This window comes from Candidatus Competibacteraceae bacterium, from assembly GCA_016699715.1.
Taxonomy (GTDB): Bacteria; Pseudomonadota; Gammaproteobacteria; order Competibacterales; family Competibacteraceae; genus Competibacter.
This window is the reverse complement of record CP065007.1, coordinates 1,565,942-1,583,519: the sequence shown is the minus strand read 5'-3', so window position 1 is coordinate 1,583,519 and position 17,578 is coordinate 1,565,942. Positions and strand designations below refer to the sequence as shown.

Below are 17,578 nucleotides of genomic sequence, written 5' to 3'. Positions count from 1 at the left end.
ACCTGGAATCAGGCGCGCGGCACTGCTGTTTCCTAACCAAGCATCCGGTTGTGGGCCACCATCCAAAGCCCTATGATGTGTAAAAATCGAACAAGAGATACACATCATGCGTACCAATATCGTGATCGACGATCAACTCATGGAGGAGACCTTGCGCGTGACGGGTTTGAAGACCAAGCGCGAGGTCGTTGAATTGGGCCTGCGCACCTTGTTGCGATTGCGCCAGCAGGAAGAAATCCGCCGCTTTCGCGGCAAGCTCGACTGGCAAGGCGACCTCGACGCCATGAGAACCGACCGGTGATCCTGGTCGATTCCAGCGTCTGGATCGACTACTTCAGGGGAACCATCACCGTGCAGACCGAGCGTCTGGATGCGCTGCTGGGCAGCGAGCCCTTGGCGGTGGGAGACCTCATCCTGACCGAAGTCCTGCAAGGGTTTAACAGCGAACGAGACTTCAACCAGGCTCGCAAGTTGCTAAGCTCCCTGGACGTGGTGGAAATCGGGGGGCGGGAAATCGCCATTCAGGCCGCCCGTCACTTCCGCGCCTTGCGGCGGCTCGGCGTTACAGCGAGGAAAACCATCGACACGCTGATCGCAACGTTCTGTATTGAAAAAGATTATGCTTTGCTGTACAGCGACCGCGAGTTCGAGCCATTCGTTGAACGCTTCGGCATGCGCTCCGCGATGGTACAGAGTTATACCAATTCTGAATAGGTTTTCGTCATTCCCGCGAATGCGGGAATCCAGGCCGCCGCTGAAAAACGGGATACCCGCTTTCGCGGGTATGACGAACAGGGTGGTTATTGGCCTCCGAAAAGAACAAAACCTATCGGGAAACGATATTAAATGCTGATTTGATGACTCTTGAAGGAACCTCCATGCCCGACACCCTCCTGATCGCCGGCGTGGACGAAGTGGGACGCGGCCCGCTGGCCGGTCCCGTGGTCGCCGCCGCCGTCATTCTCGATCCCGCCCGCCCCATCGCCGGCCTGGCTGATTCCAAGCAACTCAGCCCCGCCCGCCGCGAACGACTGGCGCTGGACATCCGCGCCAACGCGCTGGCCTGGGCGCTGGGTCGCGCCGAGGTCGCCGAAATCGACCGGCTCAACATTTTCCAGGCTGCGCTGCTGGCAATGCGGCGGGCGGTCGAAGCCCTGTCCGTGACCCCGGATCAAGTGCTGGTGGACGGCAAGCACTGTCCACCGCTGGCTTGCCCCTGTACAGCCATCGTCAAGGGCGATGCCACCGTGCCGGCGATCAGTGCCGCCTCGATTCTGGCGAAGGTGGCGCGGGACGCTGAACTGCGCGAACTGCACGAGCGTTATCCACACTACGATTTCGCCCGCCACAAGGGTTACCCGACCGCCGTCCACCGGGAAGCGTTGCGCCGCTTCGGCCCCTGTCCCGAACACCGCCGCTCTTTCGCGCCGGTCGCCGCCGCGCTGCAAGCCGCCATCCTCATCGAGGAAGGGCTATGACCACGCCCTTTGTGCACTTGCGCCTGCACACCGAATATTCGCTGGTGGACGGATTGGTCCGCATCAAGAGCCTGGTCAAGCAGGTGGCCGCCGCCGGGATGCCGGCCGTGGCAGTCACCGACATGAGCAATCTGTTCGCGCTGATCAAGTTCTACAAGGCCGCGCTCGGCGCCGGGATCAAACCGATCATCGGTGTGGAAGTTTGGGTGCGGCGGGGCGACGAACCGACGCGGTTGGTGCTGCTGTGCCAGGATCTGATCGGCTATCGTCACCTGACCCGGCTGGTCAGCCGCGGCTATCTCGAAGGCCAGCAGCGCGGCGTGCCAGCGATCGACTACCGCTGGCTGGCCGGCAACACCGAAGGCTTGATCGCCCTGTCCGGCGGCCGGGCGGGCGAACTGGGCCAGGCGCTGCTGAACGACCGAATGGAACAGGCCCGGAACTGGCTGGCCGAGTGGCGGCAACTGTTCCCCGAGCGCTTTTATCTGGAGTTGCAACGCACCGGGCGGCCCCAGGAGGAAGAATATCTCGAAGCCGTCCTGGACCTGGCGGCGGCGACTGGAACGCCGGTGGTGGCGACCAACGAAGTGTGTTTTCTCCAGCGCGAGGATTTCGAGGCGCACGAAGCGCGGGTCTGTATCCACGATGGCGCGATTCTGGGTGACGCTAACCGTCCCCGCCGTTATAGCGACCAACAATATCTGCGCTCGCCGGCGGAAATGGCCGAACTGTTCGCGGATGTGCCGGAGGCGCTGGAAAATAGCGTCGAAATCGCCCGTCGCTGCAACCTGCAACTGGAACTGGGCAAAAACGTGCTGCCGGATTTTCCCATCCCGGCGGGCACGAACATCGGCGATTTTTTCTCGGCCCAGGCCCGCACCGGCCTCGAACAGCGGCTACAGCGGCTGTTCGACCCTGCCGCGCCCGATTTCGCCGAACGCCGCCAGCCCTACGAGCAGCGGCTGGAAATCGAACTGAAGGTCATCATCCAGATGGGCTTTCCCGGCTACTTTCTGATCGTGGCCGATTTCATCCAGTGGGCACGCGCCAACGGAGTGCCGGTCGGGCCGGGGCGCGGTTCCGGCGCCGGTTCGCTGGTGGCCTATGCGTTGGGCATCACCGATCTGGACCCGCTGGCCTACGACCTGTTGTTCGAGCGCTTCCTCAACCCCGAACGGGTATCGATGCCGGATTTCGACATCGATTTCTGCATGGAAGGGCGCGACCGGGTGATCGAGTACGTCGCCCGGCGCTACGGTCGCGACCGGGTGTCGCAGATCGCCACCCACGGCACCATGGCGGCCAAGGCGGTGGTGCGCGACGTCGGCCGGGTGCTGGGCCATCCCTACGGCTACGTCGACCGCATCGCCAAGCTGATTCCCTTCGAAATTGGCATCACCCTGGACAAGGCCATCGAACAGGAAGCGGAACTGCGCCGGCTGTACGAGAACGATGAGGAAATTCGGACCCTGATCGACCTGGCCCGCAAGCTGGAAGGGCTGGCGCGCAATGTCGGCAAGCACGCCGGCGGGGTGGTGATCGCGCCGTCCACCCTGACCGACTTTTCGCCGCTGTACTGCGAAGAGGGCGACGCTGGGGCGGTGACCCAGTTCGACAAGGACGACGTCGAGTCGGCTGGGCTGGTGAAATTCGACTTCCTGGGCCTGCGGACCCTGACCATCATCGACTGGGCGGTACAGGCCACCAACCGCAAACGGGCGAGGGCGGGCGAGCCGCCGCTCGATATCGCGACGATTCCCCTGAACGACGCGCCGACCTTCGATCTGTTGAAACGCTACCAGACCACGGCGGTGTTCCAGTTGGAATCCAGCGGCATGAAGGATCTGATTCGCCGCTTGCAGCCGGACTGTTTCGAGGACATCGTGGCGCTGGTGGCCCTGTTTCGGCCGGGACCGCTGCAATCGGGCATGGTGGATGACTTTATCGACCGCAAGCACGGCCGCGCCCGCATCGAATATCCCCATCCGACGCTGACAACGATTCTCCAACCCACCTACGGTGTCATCCTCTATCAGGAACAGGTGATGCAAATTGCCCAGGTGCTGGCGGGGTATAGCCTGGGCGGAGCGGATTTGCTCAGGCGGGCCATGGGCAAAAAGGACGCCGAGAAGATGGCCAAGGAGCGGGAGGGGTTTGTGAAAGGCGCGACGGAGCACGCGGTCGAGCCGGAAACTGCGTCTTATATATTTGATTTAATTGATAAATTCGCGGGCTATGGTTTTAATAAAAGCCATAGCGCCGCCTATGCCCTGGTGTCTTACCAGACCGCCTGGCTGAAGGCGCATTATCCGGCGGCGTTCATGGCGGCGGTGCTGTCCTCGGACATGGACAAGACCGACAAGGTGGTGGTGTTCATCGAGGAATGCCGCTGCATGGGTCTCAAGCTGGCGCCGCCGGCCATCAACGCGTCCGAGTACCGCTTCACGGTCGGCGCAAGCGGCGAGATTCTCTACGGTCTGGGGGCGATCAAGGGGGCAGGCGAAGGCGCCATCGAGGCGCTGCTGCGCGAGCGGGAGCGGGGTGGGCCGTACCGCGATTTGTTCGACCTGTGCCAGCGGGTGGATTTGCGTAAGCTCAACCGCCGGGTGCTGGAAGCGCTGGTCCGTTCCGGAGCCTTCGACGAACTCGGCGCCAACCGGGCGACATTGGCGGCGCAATTACCGGAGGCGCTGCGACTGGCCGAGCAGCATTCCCGCAATGACGCCGCCGGCCAGAACGATATGTTCGGACTGGCCGCCGAAGAAACACCAGCGCGGCCACCGTATGCCGCTGTCACCGAAAGTACGGATAAGCCGGCGGTACAATTGGATTGCACGGCAACGCCGCCCATGGGGCGCTTGGGGAATGTCCAGCGGGAATGGGACGAAGAAGAGCGGTTACGCGGCGAGAAGGAAACGTTGGGGGTGTACCTGACCGGTCACCCGATCAATCGCTTGAAGTCGGAGCTAACCGCGCTGGGCGCGACCCGGCTGCGCGATCTGAGCGAGAACGGCGGCAGTTCACGTCGAGGCAACGACCGTTCGCTGACCGTCGCTGGACTGGTGGTCAGCCTGCGGACCCGCAATGCCAACCGGGGCGGGCGAATCGCCTTCGTGACCTTGGATGACGGCGGCGGGCGGATGGAACTGCGCATCTTTCCCGAAGTGTACGAACAGCATCGGTTACTGATCGTCGAGGACGCCATTCTGTTGGTGCAGGGGAATTTGGGTTGGGACGAGTTCAACCAAACCACCCGGCTGAACGTCGAGCGAGTGTTGGATCTGGACAGCGCGCGCGCCGAACGGGCTCGGCGGCTGCAACTACGCCTGGACGCGGAACAGTGCGCGGCGGGCGTGTCGCGGAAACTGGCCGGCGTGCTGGCCGAGCATCGCGCCGACGGCCGCTGCGTGGTATGGGTGGAGTACCTCGGTTCCAGCGCGCGGGTGGAACTGGCATTCGGTTCGGACTGGCGGGTCAAGCCATGTGAAGCGCTCCTGCGCCGACTGCGGGAGCTGGCCGGCGCGGAGGCAGTGCGGTTGTTGTACGACCCACAGCCAGTTACTGATCGTAGCGCATCTTGACGAAGGAGCCCGGCGCGTCCTCGATCGGTTTCAGTTGACCGTCACCCGGCGTGCGGGCCGGTATTTGCGGGCCGGCGTGCGGTTGCAGCCAGGCCAGCCAGTCCGGCCACCACGATCCCTCCTGCTTGACCGCATCCTTGAACCAGTCGTCGGGATTCGGCGGGGTGTTGGGATTGAGCCAGAACCCATATTTATCGGACGAGGCCGGATTGATGACCCCGGCGATGTGACCCGAGCCGCTCAGCACGAATTTCACCGGCCCGCCAACCAGTTGGGTGCCGGCATAGGTGGAGGTCCACGGGGCGATATGATCCTCGAAGGCGGACAGGAAGCAAACCGGCGTCTTGATCTTGCGCAGATCGATCGGCACGCCCGCCAAAGTGATGCCGCCCGGCTCGCGCAGCAGATTCTTCTGGTACATGTTGCGCACGTAGAAGCTGTGCATGTCCCGGGGCATCCGGGTGGAATCGGAATTCCAGTACAGCAGATCGAAGGGATAGGGGTCGTTGCCCAACAAATAGTTGTTGACCACGAAGTACCAGATCAAATCGTTGGCGCGCAACATGCTGAATACGCCGGCCATCTGGCTGCCGTCCAGATAACCGCGCTCGCCCATTTGCTTCTCCAGCAGGGTGATCAGCTCTTCGTCGATGAACACCTCCAGCTCGCCCGGTTCGCTGAAATCGGTCATGCAGGCGAAACAGATGGCGCTCTTCACCCGCCGGTCCTTCCTGGCGGCGAGGTAGGCTAGCGTGGTGAGCAGGATGGTGCCGCCCAGACAGTAGCCGGCGGTGTTGATTTCCCGTTCGCCGGTGGCCTGTTCGATGGCGTCCATCGCTTCCACGATGGACAGCATGTAGTCCTCGAACTTCTTGTGCGCCAGCCGCTCGTCCGGGTTGATCCAGGAGGTCATGAACACCGTGAAGCCCTGGTCCACCATCCACTTGACCATGGAGTTCTTGGGTCGCATGTCCATGATGTAAAACTTGTTGATCCAGGGCGAGACGAACAGAAACGGTCGCTGGTGAACGGTCGGGGTGCTGGGGTTGTATTGAACCAGTTGCATCAACTCGTTCTGAAAGACAACCTTGCCCGGCGTGACCGCAATGTTTTCGCCGGGTTTGAATGCCTTGAGATCGGTCATCTTGATCTGCACCTGGCCGCGACCGCGCTCCACATCCTCCAGCAGATTCTGGAGACCCTTGACCAAATTCTCCCCGCCCGAATCGAGCGTGGCCTGGAGCACGGTCGGATTGGTCAGCACGAAGTTCGTGGGTGCCATGGCATCCACGAACTGACGGGTATAGAACTGGACCTTGCGGGCGGTCTTGTCGTCCAGTCCCTCGACCTTGTGAACCAGCCCTTGCAGGCTGTCGGCGGCGAGTAGATAAGACTGTTTGATGAAGTCGAAAACCGCGTTTTCCGCCCACTGCGCGTCCTTGAAGCGCTTGTCGCCGGGCGGCGGCGCGATGAGCGGCTTGCTTTCCTTGCCCTGCATCCGCTGGGAGGCCGCCTGCCACAGATCGAGGTAGTTTTTCCAGAAATTAACTTGAGCCTCGATCAACTGGTCCGGGTTTTTCAGCAGCTTGTCGAATAGTTCCTGAAAAGACTTGCTGATGATGGCGGGGTCCATGATCGGGAGCGGGTCGCCGCCTTCCTGGCGCTTGAGAAATTCCTGTAGTACCCGCTGGCTCTGTTCGATGATTTTGGAAAAATTCTGAGCCAGCTTGTTGAAGTCGGGTTTCTTGCCGTCGGGGGTGGGCGATGCGGGGGCCTTGGCCATGGGAATGCCTCACTGGAGTCAGGGTAATCCCAAAATTATAGGCGAGAGTAACCACAGTCGCAGGGGTAGAATCGAGTCCGTATTGATGGATGACAAGCCGCTTGATCGCTTACTCCCACCGAAACATCCAGGCGCCAATGAGCATGAAGCCCAGGCTCATCGCGGCCAGCACCAGCAGATGCCCGGAGACATCCGCCAGGCCGGCGCCATCGATCATGATCGCCCGTGAGGCATCGATGATATGGGTCAGCGGCGCCAGTTGGGCGCACTGTTGCAGGAAGGGGTGCACGCCCTCCAGCGAAAACCAGACGCCCGACAGAAACGTCATGGGCCAACTCAGCGCGTTCAGGAGTCCCGCCGCCAATTCCTCGCTGGTGGCGCGGGCGGCGACCAGCAAGCCGAGGCTGAGCAGGCTGACCGCGCCGAGCGTGAATACCACGAACAGGGCGAGATAGGAGCCGAACATGGCAAAACCGACAAACAGGTCGGTGCCGACGAACACCAGCACGGTCGAGACCATGACCAGTAGCAGCCGCGAGGTGATTTGCGCGGAAAGAAATTCCAGCGGTCGCAGCGGAGTGGCCCTGAGGCGTTTGAGCATGCCGTTCTTGCGGTAACGCACGATCACGTAACCGACCCCGAATAGACAACTGAACATCATGTTCATCGCCAGTACGCCGGGCAGTACCCAGTCCACATAGCGAATGGCGCGGCCGCTTACGCTTTGTTTGCTGAAGGTCGGGCGGGCGTCGGCACCGCGCAGTATCCGTTCCAGCACATAGCCTTTCGGCGATTCCTCGTTGATCCAGTAGCGCCGTTCGGCGGGGTCGAACAGCATGTCGAGCTGGTGGCGTTCGACCTTGGTCAGCGCGGCGCTCAGATCGGTGATGGAGATGAAGCGGATATAGCGGGTTTGGAAAAATTCGCTGCCGTTGCGGTTGCCGGTATCGTGGAGCAGCCCCACCTTGTAAAGATCCAGTCCCGGTCCGGAAAAGGCGAAGGTGAAACCGGCGATCAGGGAAATGGGGAACAGCAGGTTCCAGGTCAGCGAGGATCGGTCGCGCAGGAATTCCCAGTTACGGTGCACGAACACCGTCCAGAAGCGTTTGAAGCTCACGCCCGCAACTCTCGGCCGGTCAGTTCCAGGAACAGATCCTCCAGGGTACGTGGCCGGATCTGGAGCCGCGCCAGCGGGATGTCGTGGGCCAGCAACTCACGGATGGCGGTGGTAACGTCGCGGGTCAGGATTTCCACCGAATTTCGGCCCCGTACCACGGTGTGCGACAGCGGGGGAGGGGGATCGGGAAAGTCCGCCGCCGGCAATTGCAGCACCACGTCATCGAAGTGGGCTTCCAACAGCTCGCGCGGCGTGCCATGGGCAATGATCCGGCCATGGTCCATGATGGCGATTTCGTCGCACAGGTGGTAAGCCTCCTCCATGTAATGGGTGGTGAGCAGGATGGTCTTGCCGCGCGCCTTGATGTGGTGAACCAGTTCCCAGAAATTGCGGCGGGCCTGTGGGTCGAGACCGGTGGTGGGTTCGTCCAGGAAAATCAGTTCCGGGTCGTTGACCAGGGCGATGGCCAGCAGCAGCCGCTGGCGTTGGCCGCCGGACAGTTTGCGGGTATCGCGGTCGAGAAACTCGCCCAGCGCGCAGGCTTCGACCAATTCGTCGAACGGCAGGGTTCGAGCGTAGAAGTTGCCGAACATCCGCAGGTTTTCGCGGCCGGTGATGAAGTCTTGCAGCGCCGTGGACTGGAACATGATGCCGACTTCCTGACGGAAGCGTGCTCCCAGAGTCTCGCCGCGATAACGGATGTGGCCAGCGGTCGGTTGCTGAATGCCTTCCAACATCTCGACCGTGGTGGTTTTGCCCGCGCCGTTGGGGCCGAGCAGGCCGAAGCAGCAGCCGGTCGGGATGGCGAGGTCGATGCCGTTCACGGCGTTGACCCCGCGAAAGTGCTTGACCAGATTGCGGGTTTCCAGCAGGGCGTTCATGGAGTTTATCGACCGAAATCGAGGGGAATGCGTCGGGCGTGATGGATTGGCCAGGAAAGGACCGCAAGAAAAAAGGCGGGTTTCGTCACGCGTCCCCCGCCTTCCTTCAGCGCCTCGGTGGTTCCGAGCTATGCGGTCAGGTCTTTCGAGTCAACCTCGCTATCGTCGTTCTTATCGTCGTCGCCGATGACTTTGACTTCGGATTCGCCGCTTTCGAACATATTGCTGCTGAGGGTGAGTTGACTCGGGATCCAGCCTTGTCGCCGTTGCAGATGGTAGGCCAAACCGGTACCGGCGGGGATCAAGCGACCGACGATCACGTTTTCTTTCAGTCCGCGTAGATCGTCACGTAGCCCGCGTACCGCCGCTTCGGTCAGCACCCGAGTGGTTTCCTGGAACGAGGCGGCGGAGATGAACGACTCGGTGGCCAGTGATGCCTTGGTGATGCCCAGCAGGATCGGCTGCCAGACCGCTTTGACCCGGCCTTCGGCCTCGGCTCGATCGTTCTCTTCCAGCCCTCGGGTGCGTTCGATCTGCTCGCCCTTGATGAAAGGCGTTTCGCCCGGATCGATGATATCGACCTTGCGCAGCATCTGGCGAACGATCACTTCGATATGCTTATCGTTGATCTTGACGCCCTGCACCCGGTAGACGTCCTGAATTTCCTTGGTCAGGTAGGCGGCCAGTTCCTGCACCCCGAGCAGGCGCAGGATATCGTGCGGATTAGGCTCGCCGTCAGCGATCATTTCACCCTGCTCGACGTACTCGCCGTCGAACACGCCGACATGCCGCCACTTCGGGATCAATTCCTCGTAAAGGACGTCGCCGCCCTTGTCGCGGATCACCAGTCGCTGCTTGCCCTTGGTTTCCTTGCCGAACTCGATGATGCCGGATTTCTCGGCAAGGATGGCCTGTTCCTTGGGCTTGCGCGCCTCGAACAGGTCGGCCACCCGCGGCAAGCCGCCGGTAATGTCGCGAGTCTTGGAGGATTCCTGCGGGATGCGGGCAACGATGTCGCCCACCGCCACCTCGGCGCCATCGGCCAGGTTGACGATGGCGCCGGCCGGCAATGGATATTGCGCCAGGTTACTGGTGCCGGGGATGAACAGATCGTTGCCGTGAACGTCCACCAGCCGCACCAGTGGCCGCTTGTCCTTGCCCTGCGCGCCGCGTTGCTTGGGGTCCATCACCACCAGGCTGGTCAGGCCGGTCATTTCGTCGGCGTGCCGTTGCACGGTGATGCCTTCCTCGAACTCGGCAAAGCGCACCGAGCCGGCCACCTCGGTGACGATCGGATGGGTGTAGGGGTCCCAGCGGGCGATGACCTGACCGGCCTCGGCCGCGTCGCCGTCCTTGACCGTCAGCTCCGCGCCGTAGGGGACCTTGTAACGCTCCCGCTCGCGGCCCTGATCATCCACCAGGGTGATTTCGCCCGAGCGGGAGACCGTGACCAGGTTGCCGTCCCGTCGCTGCGCCACCTTCATCTTGTGCAGCCGCAAGGTCCCTCGCGATTTGATCTGCACGCTGTTGCTCACCGTGGTCCGCGAGGCCGCCCCACCGATGTGGAAGGTGCGCATGGTGAGCTGGGTGCCGGGTTCGCCGATGGATTGAGCGGCGATCACCCCCACCGCCTCGCCGCTGTTGACACGGTGACCGCGCGCCAGGTCGCGGCCGTAGCAGGTGGCGCACACGCCGTAGCGGGTCCGGCAGGTGATGGCCGAGCGTACCCGGATGCGATCGATGCCGAGGTCGTCGAGTGTCGCCACGCCTTGTTCGTCGAGCAGGGTGCCGGCGGGAATGGCGATGTCGTCGCCGCCCGGCTGAAAGACATCCTGGGCCACCGTTCGACCCAGCACCCGGTCGCGCAACGGTTCCTTGATATCGCCTTCCTCGACCACGGGCGTCATCCACAGGCCTTCATTGGTGCCGCAATCCGGTTCGGTCACCACCAGATCCTGGGCCACGTCCACCAAGCGCCGAGTCAGGTAGCCGGAGTTGGCGGTCTTGAGCGCGGTGTCGGCCAGACCCTTGCGGGCGCCGTGGGTGGAGATGAAGTACTCCAGCACGCTCAAGCCTTCGCGGAAATTGGCCTTGATCGGGGTCTCGATGATCTCGCCGGACGGCTTGGCCATCAGCCCGCGCATGCCGGCCAATTGGCGGATCTGCGCCGCCGAACCACGAGCGCCGGAGTCGGCCATCATGAACACGGGGTTGAGAGAGGGTTGGCGGACTTCCTTGCCTTCGCGGTCAATCACCGTTTCGGTGCCCAGATTGTCCATCATCGCCTTGGCGACCTGGTCGTTGGTACGCGACCAGATATCCACCACCTTGTTGTAGCGCTCGCCCTTGGTGACCAGCCCGGAGGTGTACTGGTCGTCGATTTCCTTGACTTCCTGCTCGGCTTTTTCCAGCAGTTCGGTTTTTCTGGCCGGAATCTGGAAGTCTTCGAAGCCGATCGAGGAGCCGGAGCGGGTGGCGTAATGAAAACCGGTATACATCAACTGATCGGCAAAGATCACGGTGTCCTTCAAGCCCAGCCGCCGGTAGCACTCATTGATCAACCGGGATACGACCTTTTTGGTCAGCGCCCGGTTGACGAGTTCGAAGGGCAGGCCGGCCGGCAGGATATCGGACAATAAAACTCGCCCAACGGTGGTCTTGACTCGTTTCGGTACGGTGCGGGCCTGACCCGCCTCGTCGATTTCTTCCAGCGGCAGGCGTGCCTCGATCCAGGCGTGAAGTTCCACCTGCCCGCTTTCGTAGGCGCGATGGATTTCATTAAGACCGGAGAACACCATGCCCTCACCCTTGGCGTTAATCCGCTCACGGGTTAGGTAATACAGGCCGAGGACCACGTCCTGAGAGGGGACGATGATCGGCTCGCCGTTGGCCGGGCTAAGGATGTTGTTGGTGGACATCATCAGCGCCCGGGCTTCGAGCTGCGCCTCGATGGATAGCGGTACGTGTACCGCCATTTGGTCGCCGTCGAAGTCGGCGTTGAAGGCGGTGCAGACCAGCGGGTGCAACTGAATGGCCTTGCCTTCGATCAAGGTCGGTTCGAAGGCCTGGATGCCCAGTCGGTGCAGGGTCGGCGCGCGGTTGAGCAACACCGGATGCTCGCGGATCACCTCTTCCAGGATGTCCCACACCACCGGCTCCTCGCGCTCCACCATTTTCTTGGCGGCCTTGATGGTGGTGGACATGTTGCGGAATTGCAGCTTGCTGAAGATGAATGGCTTGAACAGCTCCAGCGCCATCTTCTTGGGCAGCCCGCACTGATGCAGGCGCAGGGTGGGGCCGACCACGATCACCGAACGACCGGAGTAGTCCACCCGCTTGCCGAGCAGGTTCTGGCGGAAACGGCCCTGCTTGCCCTTGATCATGTCGGCTAGCGACTTCAGTGGCCGTTTGTTGCTGCCGGTGATGGCGCGCCCGCGGCGGCCGTTGTCCAGCAGCGAGTCGACCGCTTCCTGCAACATGCGTTTCTCGTTGCGGACGATGATGTCCGGGGCCGAGAGTTCCAGCAGTCGCTTGAGCCGGTTGTTGCGGTTGATCACCCGGCGGTAGAGATCATTGAGGTCGGAAGTGGCGAAGCGTCCGCCGTCCAGCGGTACCAGCGGTCGCAGATCGGGCGGCAGTACCGGCAGCACGGTCAATACCATCCACTCCGGCTTATTGCCGGAGTTGAGGAAGGACTCCACCAACTTGAGGCGCTTGGACAAGCGTTTGAGTTTGGTCTCGGAGCTGCATTCGAGGATTTCCTGGCGCAGTTTCACCACCAGCTCTTTCAAGTCCAGTGTATGCAGCAACCGGTGAACCGCCTCGGCCCCCATCCGGGCATCGAACTCGTCGCCGTACTGTTCGACCGCGTCCAGATAGGCCTCGTCGGTGAGCATCTGACCTTTTTCCAGCGTTTGCGTCATGCCGGGGTCGATGACCACGTAGGATTCGAAATACAGCACCCGCTCGATGTCGCGCAGGGTCATGTCCAGTAACAGGCCGATGCGCGAGGGCAGCGATTTCAAGAACCAGATATGGGCCACCGGGCTGGCCAGTTCGATATGGCCCATCCGCTCGCGCCGTACCTTGGCCAGAGTGACTTCCACTCCGCATTTCTCGCAGACCACTCCACGGTGCTTGAGCCGCTTGTACTTGCCGCACAGGCACTCGTAGTCCTTGGTCGGGCCGAAGATCTTGGCGCAGAACAGCCCGTCGCGCTCCGGCTTGAAGGTCCGATAGTTGATGGTCTCGGGTTTCTTCACCTCGCCGCAGCTCCAGGCCCGGATCATCTCCGGCGAGGCTAGCCCGATGCGGATGGCGTCGAAGTCCTCGACCTCGTCGAAGGTCTTGAACGGGTTCAGCAGCTCTTTCATCATCTCTCACCCACGGGATTGCATGACGCCGCCACAGCCGGCGGCCGGTCCGGCGGCCTCACTCGTTGCGCGCCGGCGGCGTCACATCGCTTTCCAGCTCGATATTGATACTCAGGGAACGGATTTCCTTGACCAGCACATTGAACGATTCAGGCATGCCGGCTTCCATCCGGTGGTTACCGTCCACGATGTTCTTGTAGACCTTGGTGCGGCCGTTGACGTCGTCCGATTTCACCGTCAGCATTTCCTGCAAGGTATAGGACGCGCCGTAGGCTTCCAGTGCCCAGACTTCCATCTCGCCGAAGCGCTGGCCGCCGAATTGCGCCTTGCCGCCCAGCGGCTGCTGCGTGACCAGGCTGTAGGGACCGGTGGAACGGGCATGCATCTTGTCGTCCACCAGGTGGTTCAGCTTGAGCATGTACATATAGCCGACCGTCACCGGGCGGTCGAATGGATCGCCGGTGCGACCATCGTACAGGGTGCTCTGACCGTTTTCCGAGAGCCCCGCCAGTCGCAGTAATTCACGCATTTCCTCTTCGGTGGCGCCATCGAACACCGGCGTGGCGATCGGCACGCCGCCACGCAGATTACGGCACAGCGCTACCACTTCCGTGTCGTCGAACTGTTGCAAATCGACGCTTTGCCCGCCGACCTGGTTGTAAATCTGATCCAGGAGCGAGCGCAGGTCAGCGAGTTGTGCTTGCGCGTCCAGCAGGCGGCCGATCTTGAGGCCCAGACCTTTGGCGGCCCAGCCCAGATGGGTTTCCAGCACCTGACCGACGTTCATTCGCGAGGGTACCCCCAGCGGGTTCAGCACGATATCGACCGGTGTGCCATCTTCCAGATAAGGCATGTCTTCCTGCGGCACGATCATCGACACCACGCCCTTGTTGCCGTGACGGCCAGCCATCTTGTCTCCCGGCTGGACGCGGCGTTTGACCGCCAGGTAGACCTTGACCATCTTGAGCACGCCCGGGGCCAAATCATCGCCCTGGGTCAGCTTGCGGCGTTTTTCCTCGAACTTCTGGTCGAAATCCTTGCGCTGCTGGTCCAGTTGCCGGTTGATCTTTTCCAGTTGCTCGTTCAACTCCTCGGCTTGCATGCGGATGTGAAACCACTGCTCGCGCCGCAGGGTGCTCAGATACTCGAGCGTGATGGTCGCACCACCGTACAGGCCATTGGGTCCACCCTCGGTCGTTTGGCCGACCAGCATCCGCTCCATGCGCTGATACAGATCGTCCTCCAGGATCCGCATCTGGTCGTTCAAATCCTTGCGGATCCGTTTCAGTTCCGCTTCCTCGATCTGCTGGGCACGGGAATCCTTTTCCACCCCGTCGCGCGTGAATACCCGGACGTCGATCACCGTGCCGTCCATGCCCGAAGGCACGCGCAGCGAGGTGTCCTTTACGTCCGAAGCCTTCTCGCCGAAGATCGCCCGTAACAATTTTTCTTCCGGGGTCAATTGGGTCTCGCCCTTGGGCGTGACCTTGCCGACCAGGATGTCGCCGGCCTTGACCTCGGCGCCGATATAGACGATGCCGGCTTCGTCCAGCCGTGCCAGCGCGCTTTCGCCGACGTTGGGGATATCGGCGGTGATCTCCTCGGGCCCCAGCTTGGTGTCGCGGGCGACGCAGGACAGTTCCTCGATATGGATGGTGGTGAAGCGGTCTTCCTGCACCACCCGCTCGGAGATCAGGATCGAATCTTCGAAGTTGTAGCCATTCCAGGGCATGAAGGCGACCAGCAGGTTCTGGCCCAGCGCCAGTTCGCCCATATCGGTGGACGGGCCGTCGGCCAGCACGTCACCGCGCGCCACGTTGTCATCGACGTGGACCAGCGGTCGCTGATTGATGCAGGTGTTCTGATTGGATCGGGTGTACTTGGTCAGGTTGTAGATATCCACGCCCGGTTCGCCGGCTTCGGTTTCGGCATCGTTGACCCGCACCACGATGCGGCCGGCGTCCACCGAATCCACCCGCCCGCCGCGGCGGGCGATCACGCACACGCCGGAATCGCGAGCCACGATCCGTTCCATGCCGGTGCCGACCAGCGGCTTTTCGGCGCGTAGGGTCGGCACGGCCTGACGTTGCATGTTGGAGCCCATCAGCGCGCGGTTGGCGTCGTCGTGCTCCAGGAACGGGATCAGCGCCGCCGCCACCGAGACGATTTGCTTGGGCGACACGTCCATGTATTGCACCTTGTCCGGAGCGGTCAGGGTGAATTCGTTCAGATGACGGCAGGAGACCAGGTCGTCGGTCAGCTGCCCGTCGGGATCGAGCGGAGCGTTGGCTTGCGCAATGACATACTGGCCTTCCTCGATGGCCGACAAATAATCGATCTGATCGGTGACGCGGCCATCCACCGCCCGCCGGTAGGGCGTTTCCAGGAAGCCGTAGGCGTTGGTACGGGCATAGACCGCCAGCGAGTTGATCAGGCCGATGTTCGGACCTTCCGGGGTTTCGATCGGACAGACCCGGCCGTAGTGGGTGGCGTGCACGTCGCGCACCTCGAATCCGGCCCGTTCGCGGGTCAGACCGCCGGGCCCCAGCGCCGACACCCGGCGTTTGTGGGTGACTTCGGACAAGGGATTGTTCTGGTCCATGAACTGCGACAGTTGCGAAGAACCGAAGAATTCCTTGATGGCGGCGCCGACCGGTTTGGCGTTGATCAGATCCTGCGGGGTCAGTCCTTCGGACTCAGCCAGGCTCAGCCGCTCCTTGACCGCGCGCTCGACCCGGACCAGCCCGATGCGGAACACGTTTTCGGTCATCTCGCCGACGCAGCGGATGCGGCGGTTGCCGAGGTGGTCGATGTCATCGACCTGGCCGTTGCCGTTGCGGATGTCGATCAGCACCTTGAGCACGGCCAGGATGTCCTCCATGGACAGTACGCCGGGTGGGCGCTCCTTGGTCGGCACGTCCGGAATGGGCGTCCGCCGATGGCTGACCCTGCTGTCGAATTTCATGCGGCCAACATCGGATAGATCGTAGCGCTCGGCCGAGAAGAACAAATCGTGTAACAGGCGTTGAGCGGCGTCCTTGGTCGGCGGTTCGCCAGGGCGCATCATCCGATAGATTTCCACCTGAGCGTCCCACTGGCTGCGGGTCTGGTCGGCGCGCAGGGTGTTGGACAGGTACGGGCCGCGATTGACTTCGTTGACGTACAAGGTCTGGAATTCGGCGATGCCGCTGGCTTGGATCTTTTCCAGCTTGTCCGGCGTCAATTCGTCGTTGGCCTGCGCCAGTTGCTCGCCGGTTTCCGGATCGCGCAGGTCGTGGGCCAGAATCTTGCCGACCAGATATTCGCCCGGTACCCGCAAGCGCCGCACTCCAGCTTTATCCAGGTCGCGAACGTGCTTGGCCTTGACGCGCTCGCCCGCCTTGAGCAGCACCCGATCTCCGATCATGATGTCGAAGCCGGCGGTTTCGCCTTGCAGACGCTCCGGCACCAGATCCAGGTTGAACTGATCGTCTTCGATCCGGACCGTGTTGGTGTCGAAGAAGAGGCCGAGAATCCGTTCGTTGACGCTGATGGCGTTGCGGTCGTTCGGATTGGGCTCGTCGAACAGCGCTCGCAACAGGATGGTGACCGGTAGCTTGCGGCGGCGGTCGATGCGCGCGTACACGATGTCCTTGACGTCGAATTCGAAATCCAGCCAGGAGCCGCGGTAGGGGATGACGCGCGCCGAGAACAGCAGCTTGCCGGAGGAATGGGTCTTGCCCTTGTCGTGATCGAAGAACACGCCGGGCGAGCGGTGCAGCTGCGAGACGATAACCCGTTCGGTGCCATTAATGACGAAGGTACCGTTGTCGGTCATCAACGGCAGTTCGCCCATGTAGACTTCGTTTTCCTTGATGTCCTTGATCTTATGGGTGCCGGCCTCGGCGTCCTTGTCCATCAGCACCAGCCGCAGCCGCACTCGCAACGGCGCGGCGTAGGTCAGTCCGCGCAACTGGCATTCGCGGACGTCGAACACCGGCTCGCCCAGCCGATAGCTGACATACTCCAGCCGCGCATTGCCCGAGTAGCTGACGATGGGGAATACCGAGCGAAAAGCGGCGTGTAATCCCGCTACCTGGCGTTCTCCCGGCGGTACCTCGGCTTGCAGGAACTCGCGGTACGAATCGAGTTGGATCGCCAGCAGGTAGGGCACTTCGAGAATGCTGGGGCGTTTGCCGAAGTCTTTACGGATACGTCTCTTTTCAGTAAAAGTGTAGGCCATCGGGATTCCTCTCACGGAAGTACCAGCCAAGGGCGGGAGCCGCCTGATTCCATTGCCAGTTTCGCTTCGCTGTCCCGCGAACCGAAACGGCGGTTTTCCCTGACAGGCTCAAAACGGAAACAGGCCGGCAGCCCGAAGCCACC

The 17,578-nt window shown here is 62.0% G+C and carries 9 protein-coding genes; 4 read left to right on the top strand and 5 right to left on the bottom strand.

Features of this window, described 5'->3' with window-relative positions:
• The first annotated feature begins 106 nt into the window (after window positions 1-106).
• The 4 genes from IPM89_07045 (at window position 107) to dnaE (ending at window position 5,059) form a co-directional block, all read left to right on the top strand.
• Entirely contained in the window at window positions 107-301 is a 195-nt protein-coding gene (locus IPM89_07045) for a type II toxin-antitoxin system VapB family antitoxin (protein ID QQS55533.1), read from the top strand.
• Window positions 298-714: a PIN domain nuclease gene (locus IPM89_07040; GenBank protein QQS55532.1), complete on the top strand. Its 417-nt coding sequence runs from the start codon at window positions 298-300 to the stop codon at window positions 712-714. Before IPM89_07045 ends, IPM89_07040 begins: the two co-directional genes overlap by 4 nt.
• Before the next feature lie 143 nt (window positions 715-857).
• A complete protein-coding gene (gene rnhB, locus IPM89_07035; GenBank protein ID QQS55531.1) occupies window positions 858-1,478 on the top strand; it encodes a ribonuclease HII in 621 nt (206 codons plus the stop codon).
• Entirely contained in the window at window positions 1,475-5,059 is a 3,585-nt protein-coding gene (gene dnaE, locus IPM89_07030) for a DNA polymerase III subunit alpha (GenBank protein ID QQS55530.1), read from the top strand. Before rnhB ends, dnaE begins: the two co-directional genes overlap by 4 nt.
• Here dnaE and phaC read toward each other — a convergent pair.
• The 5 genes from phaC to rpoB all read right to left on the bottom strand — a co-directional run bounded on the left by phaC (window position 5,037) and on the right by rpoB (window position 17,435).
• Complete coding sequence (phaC, locus tag IPM89_07025) at window positions 5,037-6,842, bottom strand: class I poly(R)-hydroxyalkanoic acid synthase (GenBank protein ID QQS55529.1); 1,806 nt, start codon at window positions 6,840-6,842, stop codon at window positions 5,037-5,039. The genes dnaE and phaC overlap by 23 nt on opposite strands.
• Window positions 6,843-6,951: 109 nt before the next feature.
• Window positions 6,952-7,959, bottom strand: a complete 1,008-nt coding sequence (locus IPM89_07020) for an ABC transporter permease (GenBank protein ID QQS55528.1) — start codon at window positions 7,957-7,959, stop codon at window positions 6,952-6,954.
• On the bottom strand, window positions 7,956-8,840 hold the full coding sequence (locus IPM89_07015; GenBank protein QQS55527.1) for an ABC transporter ATP-binding protein: 885 nt from the start codon (window positions 8,838-8,840) through the stop codon (window positions 7,956-7,958). Before IPM89_07015 ends, IPM89_07020 begins: the two co-directional genes overlap by 4 nt.
• Window positions 8,841-8,968: 128 nt before the next feature.
• Entirely contained in the window at window positions 8,969-13,213 is a 4,245-nt protein-coding gene (gene rpoC / locus IPM89_07010) for a DNA-directed RNA polymerase subunit beta' (protein ID QQS55825.1), read from the bottom strand.
• A 58-nt stretch (window positions 13,214-13,271) separates the two neighbouring features.
• Complete coding sequence (rpoB, locus tag IPM89_07005) at window positions 13,272-17,435, bottom strand: DNA-directed RNA polymerase subunit beta (protein QQS55526.1); 4,164 nt, start codon at window positions 17,433-17,435, stop codon at window positions 13,272-13,274.
• Window positions 17,436-17,578: the final 143 nt, after the last annotated feature.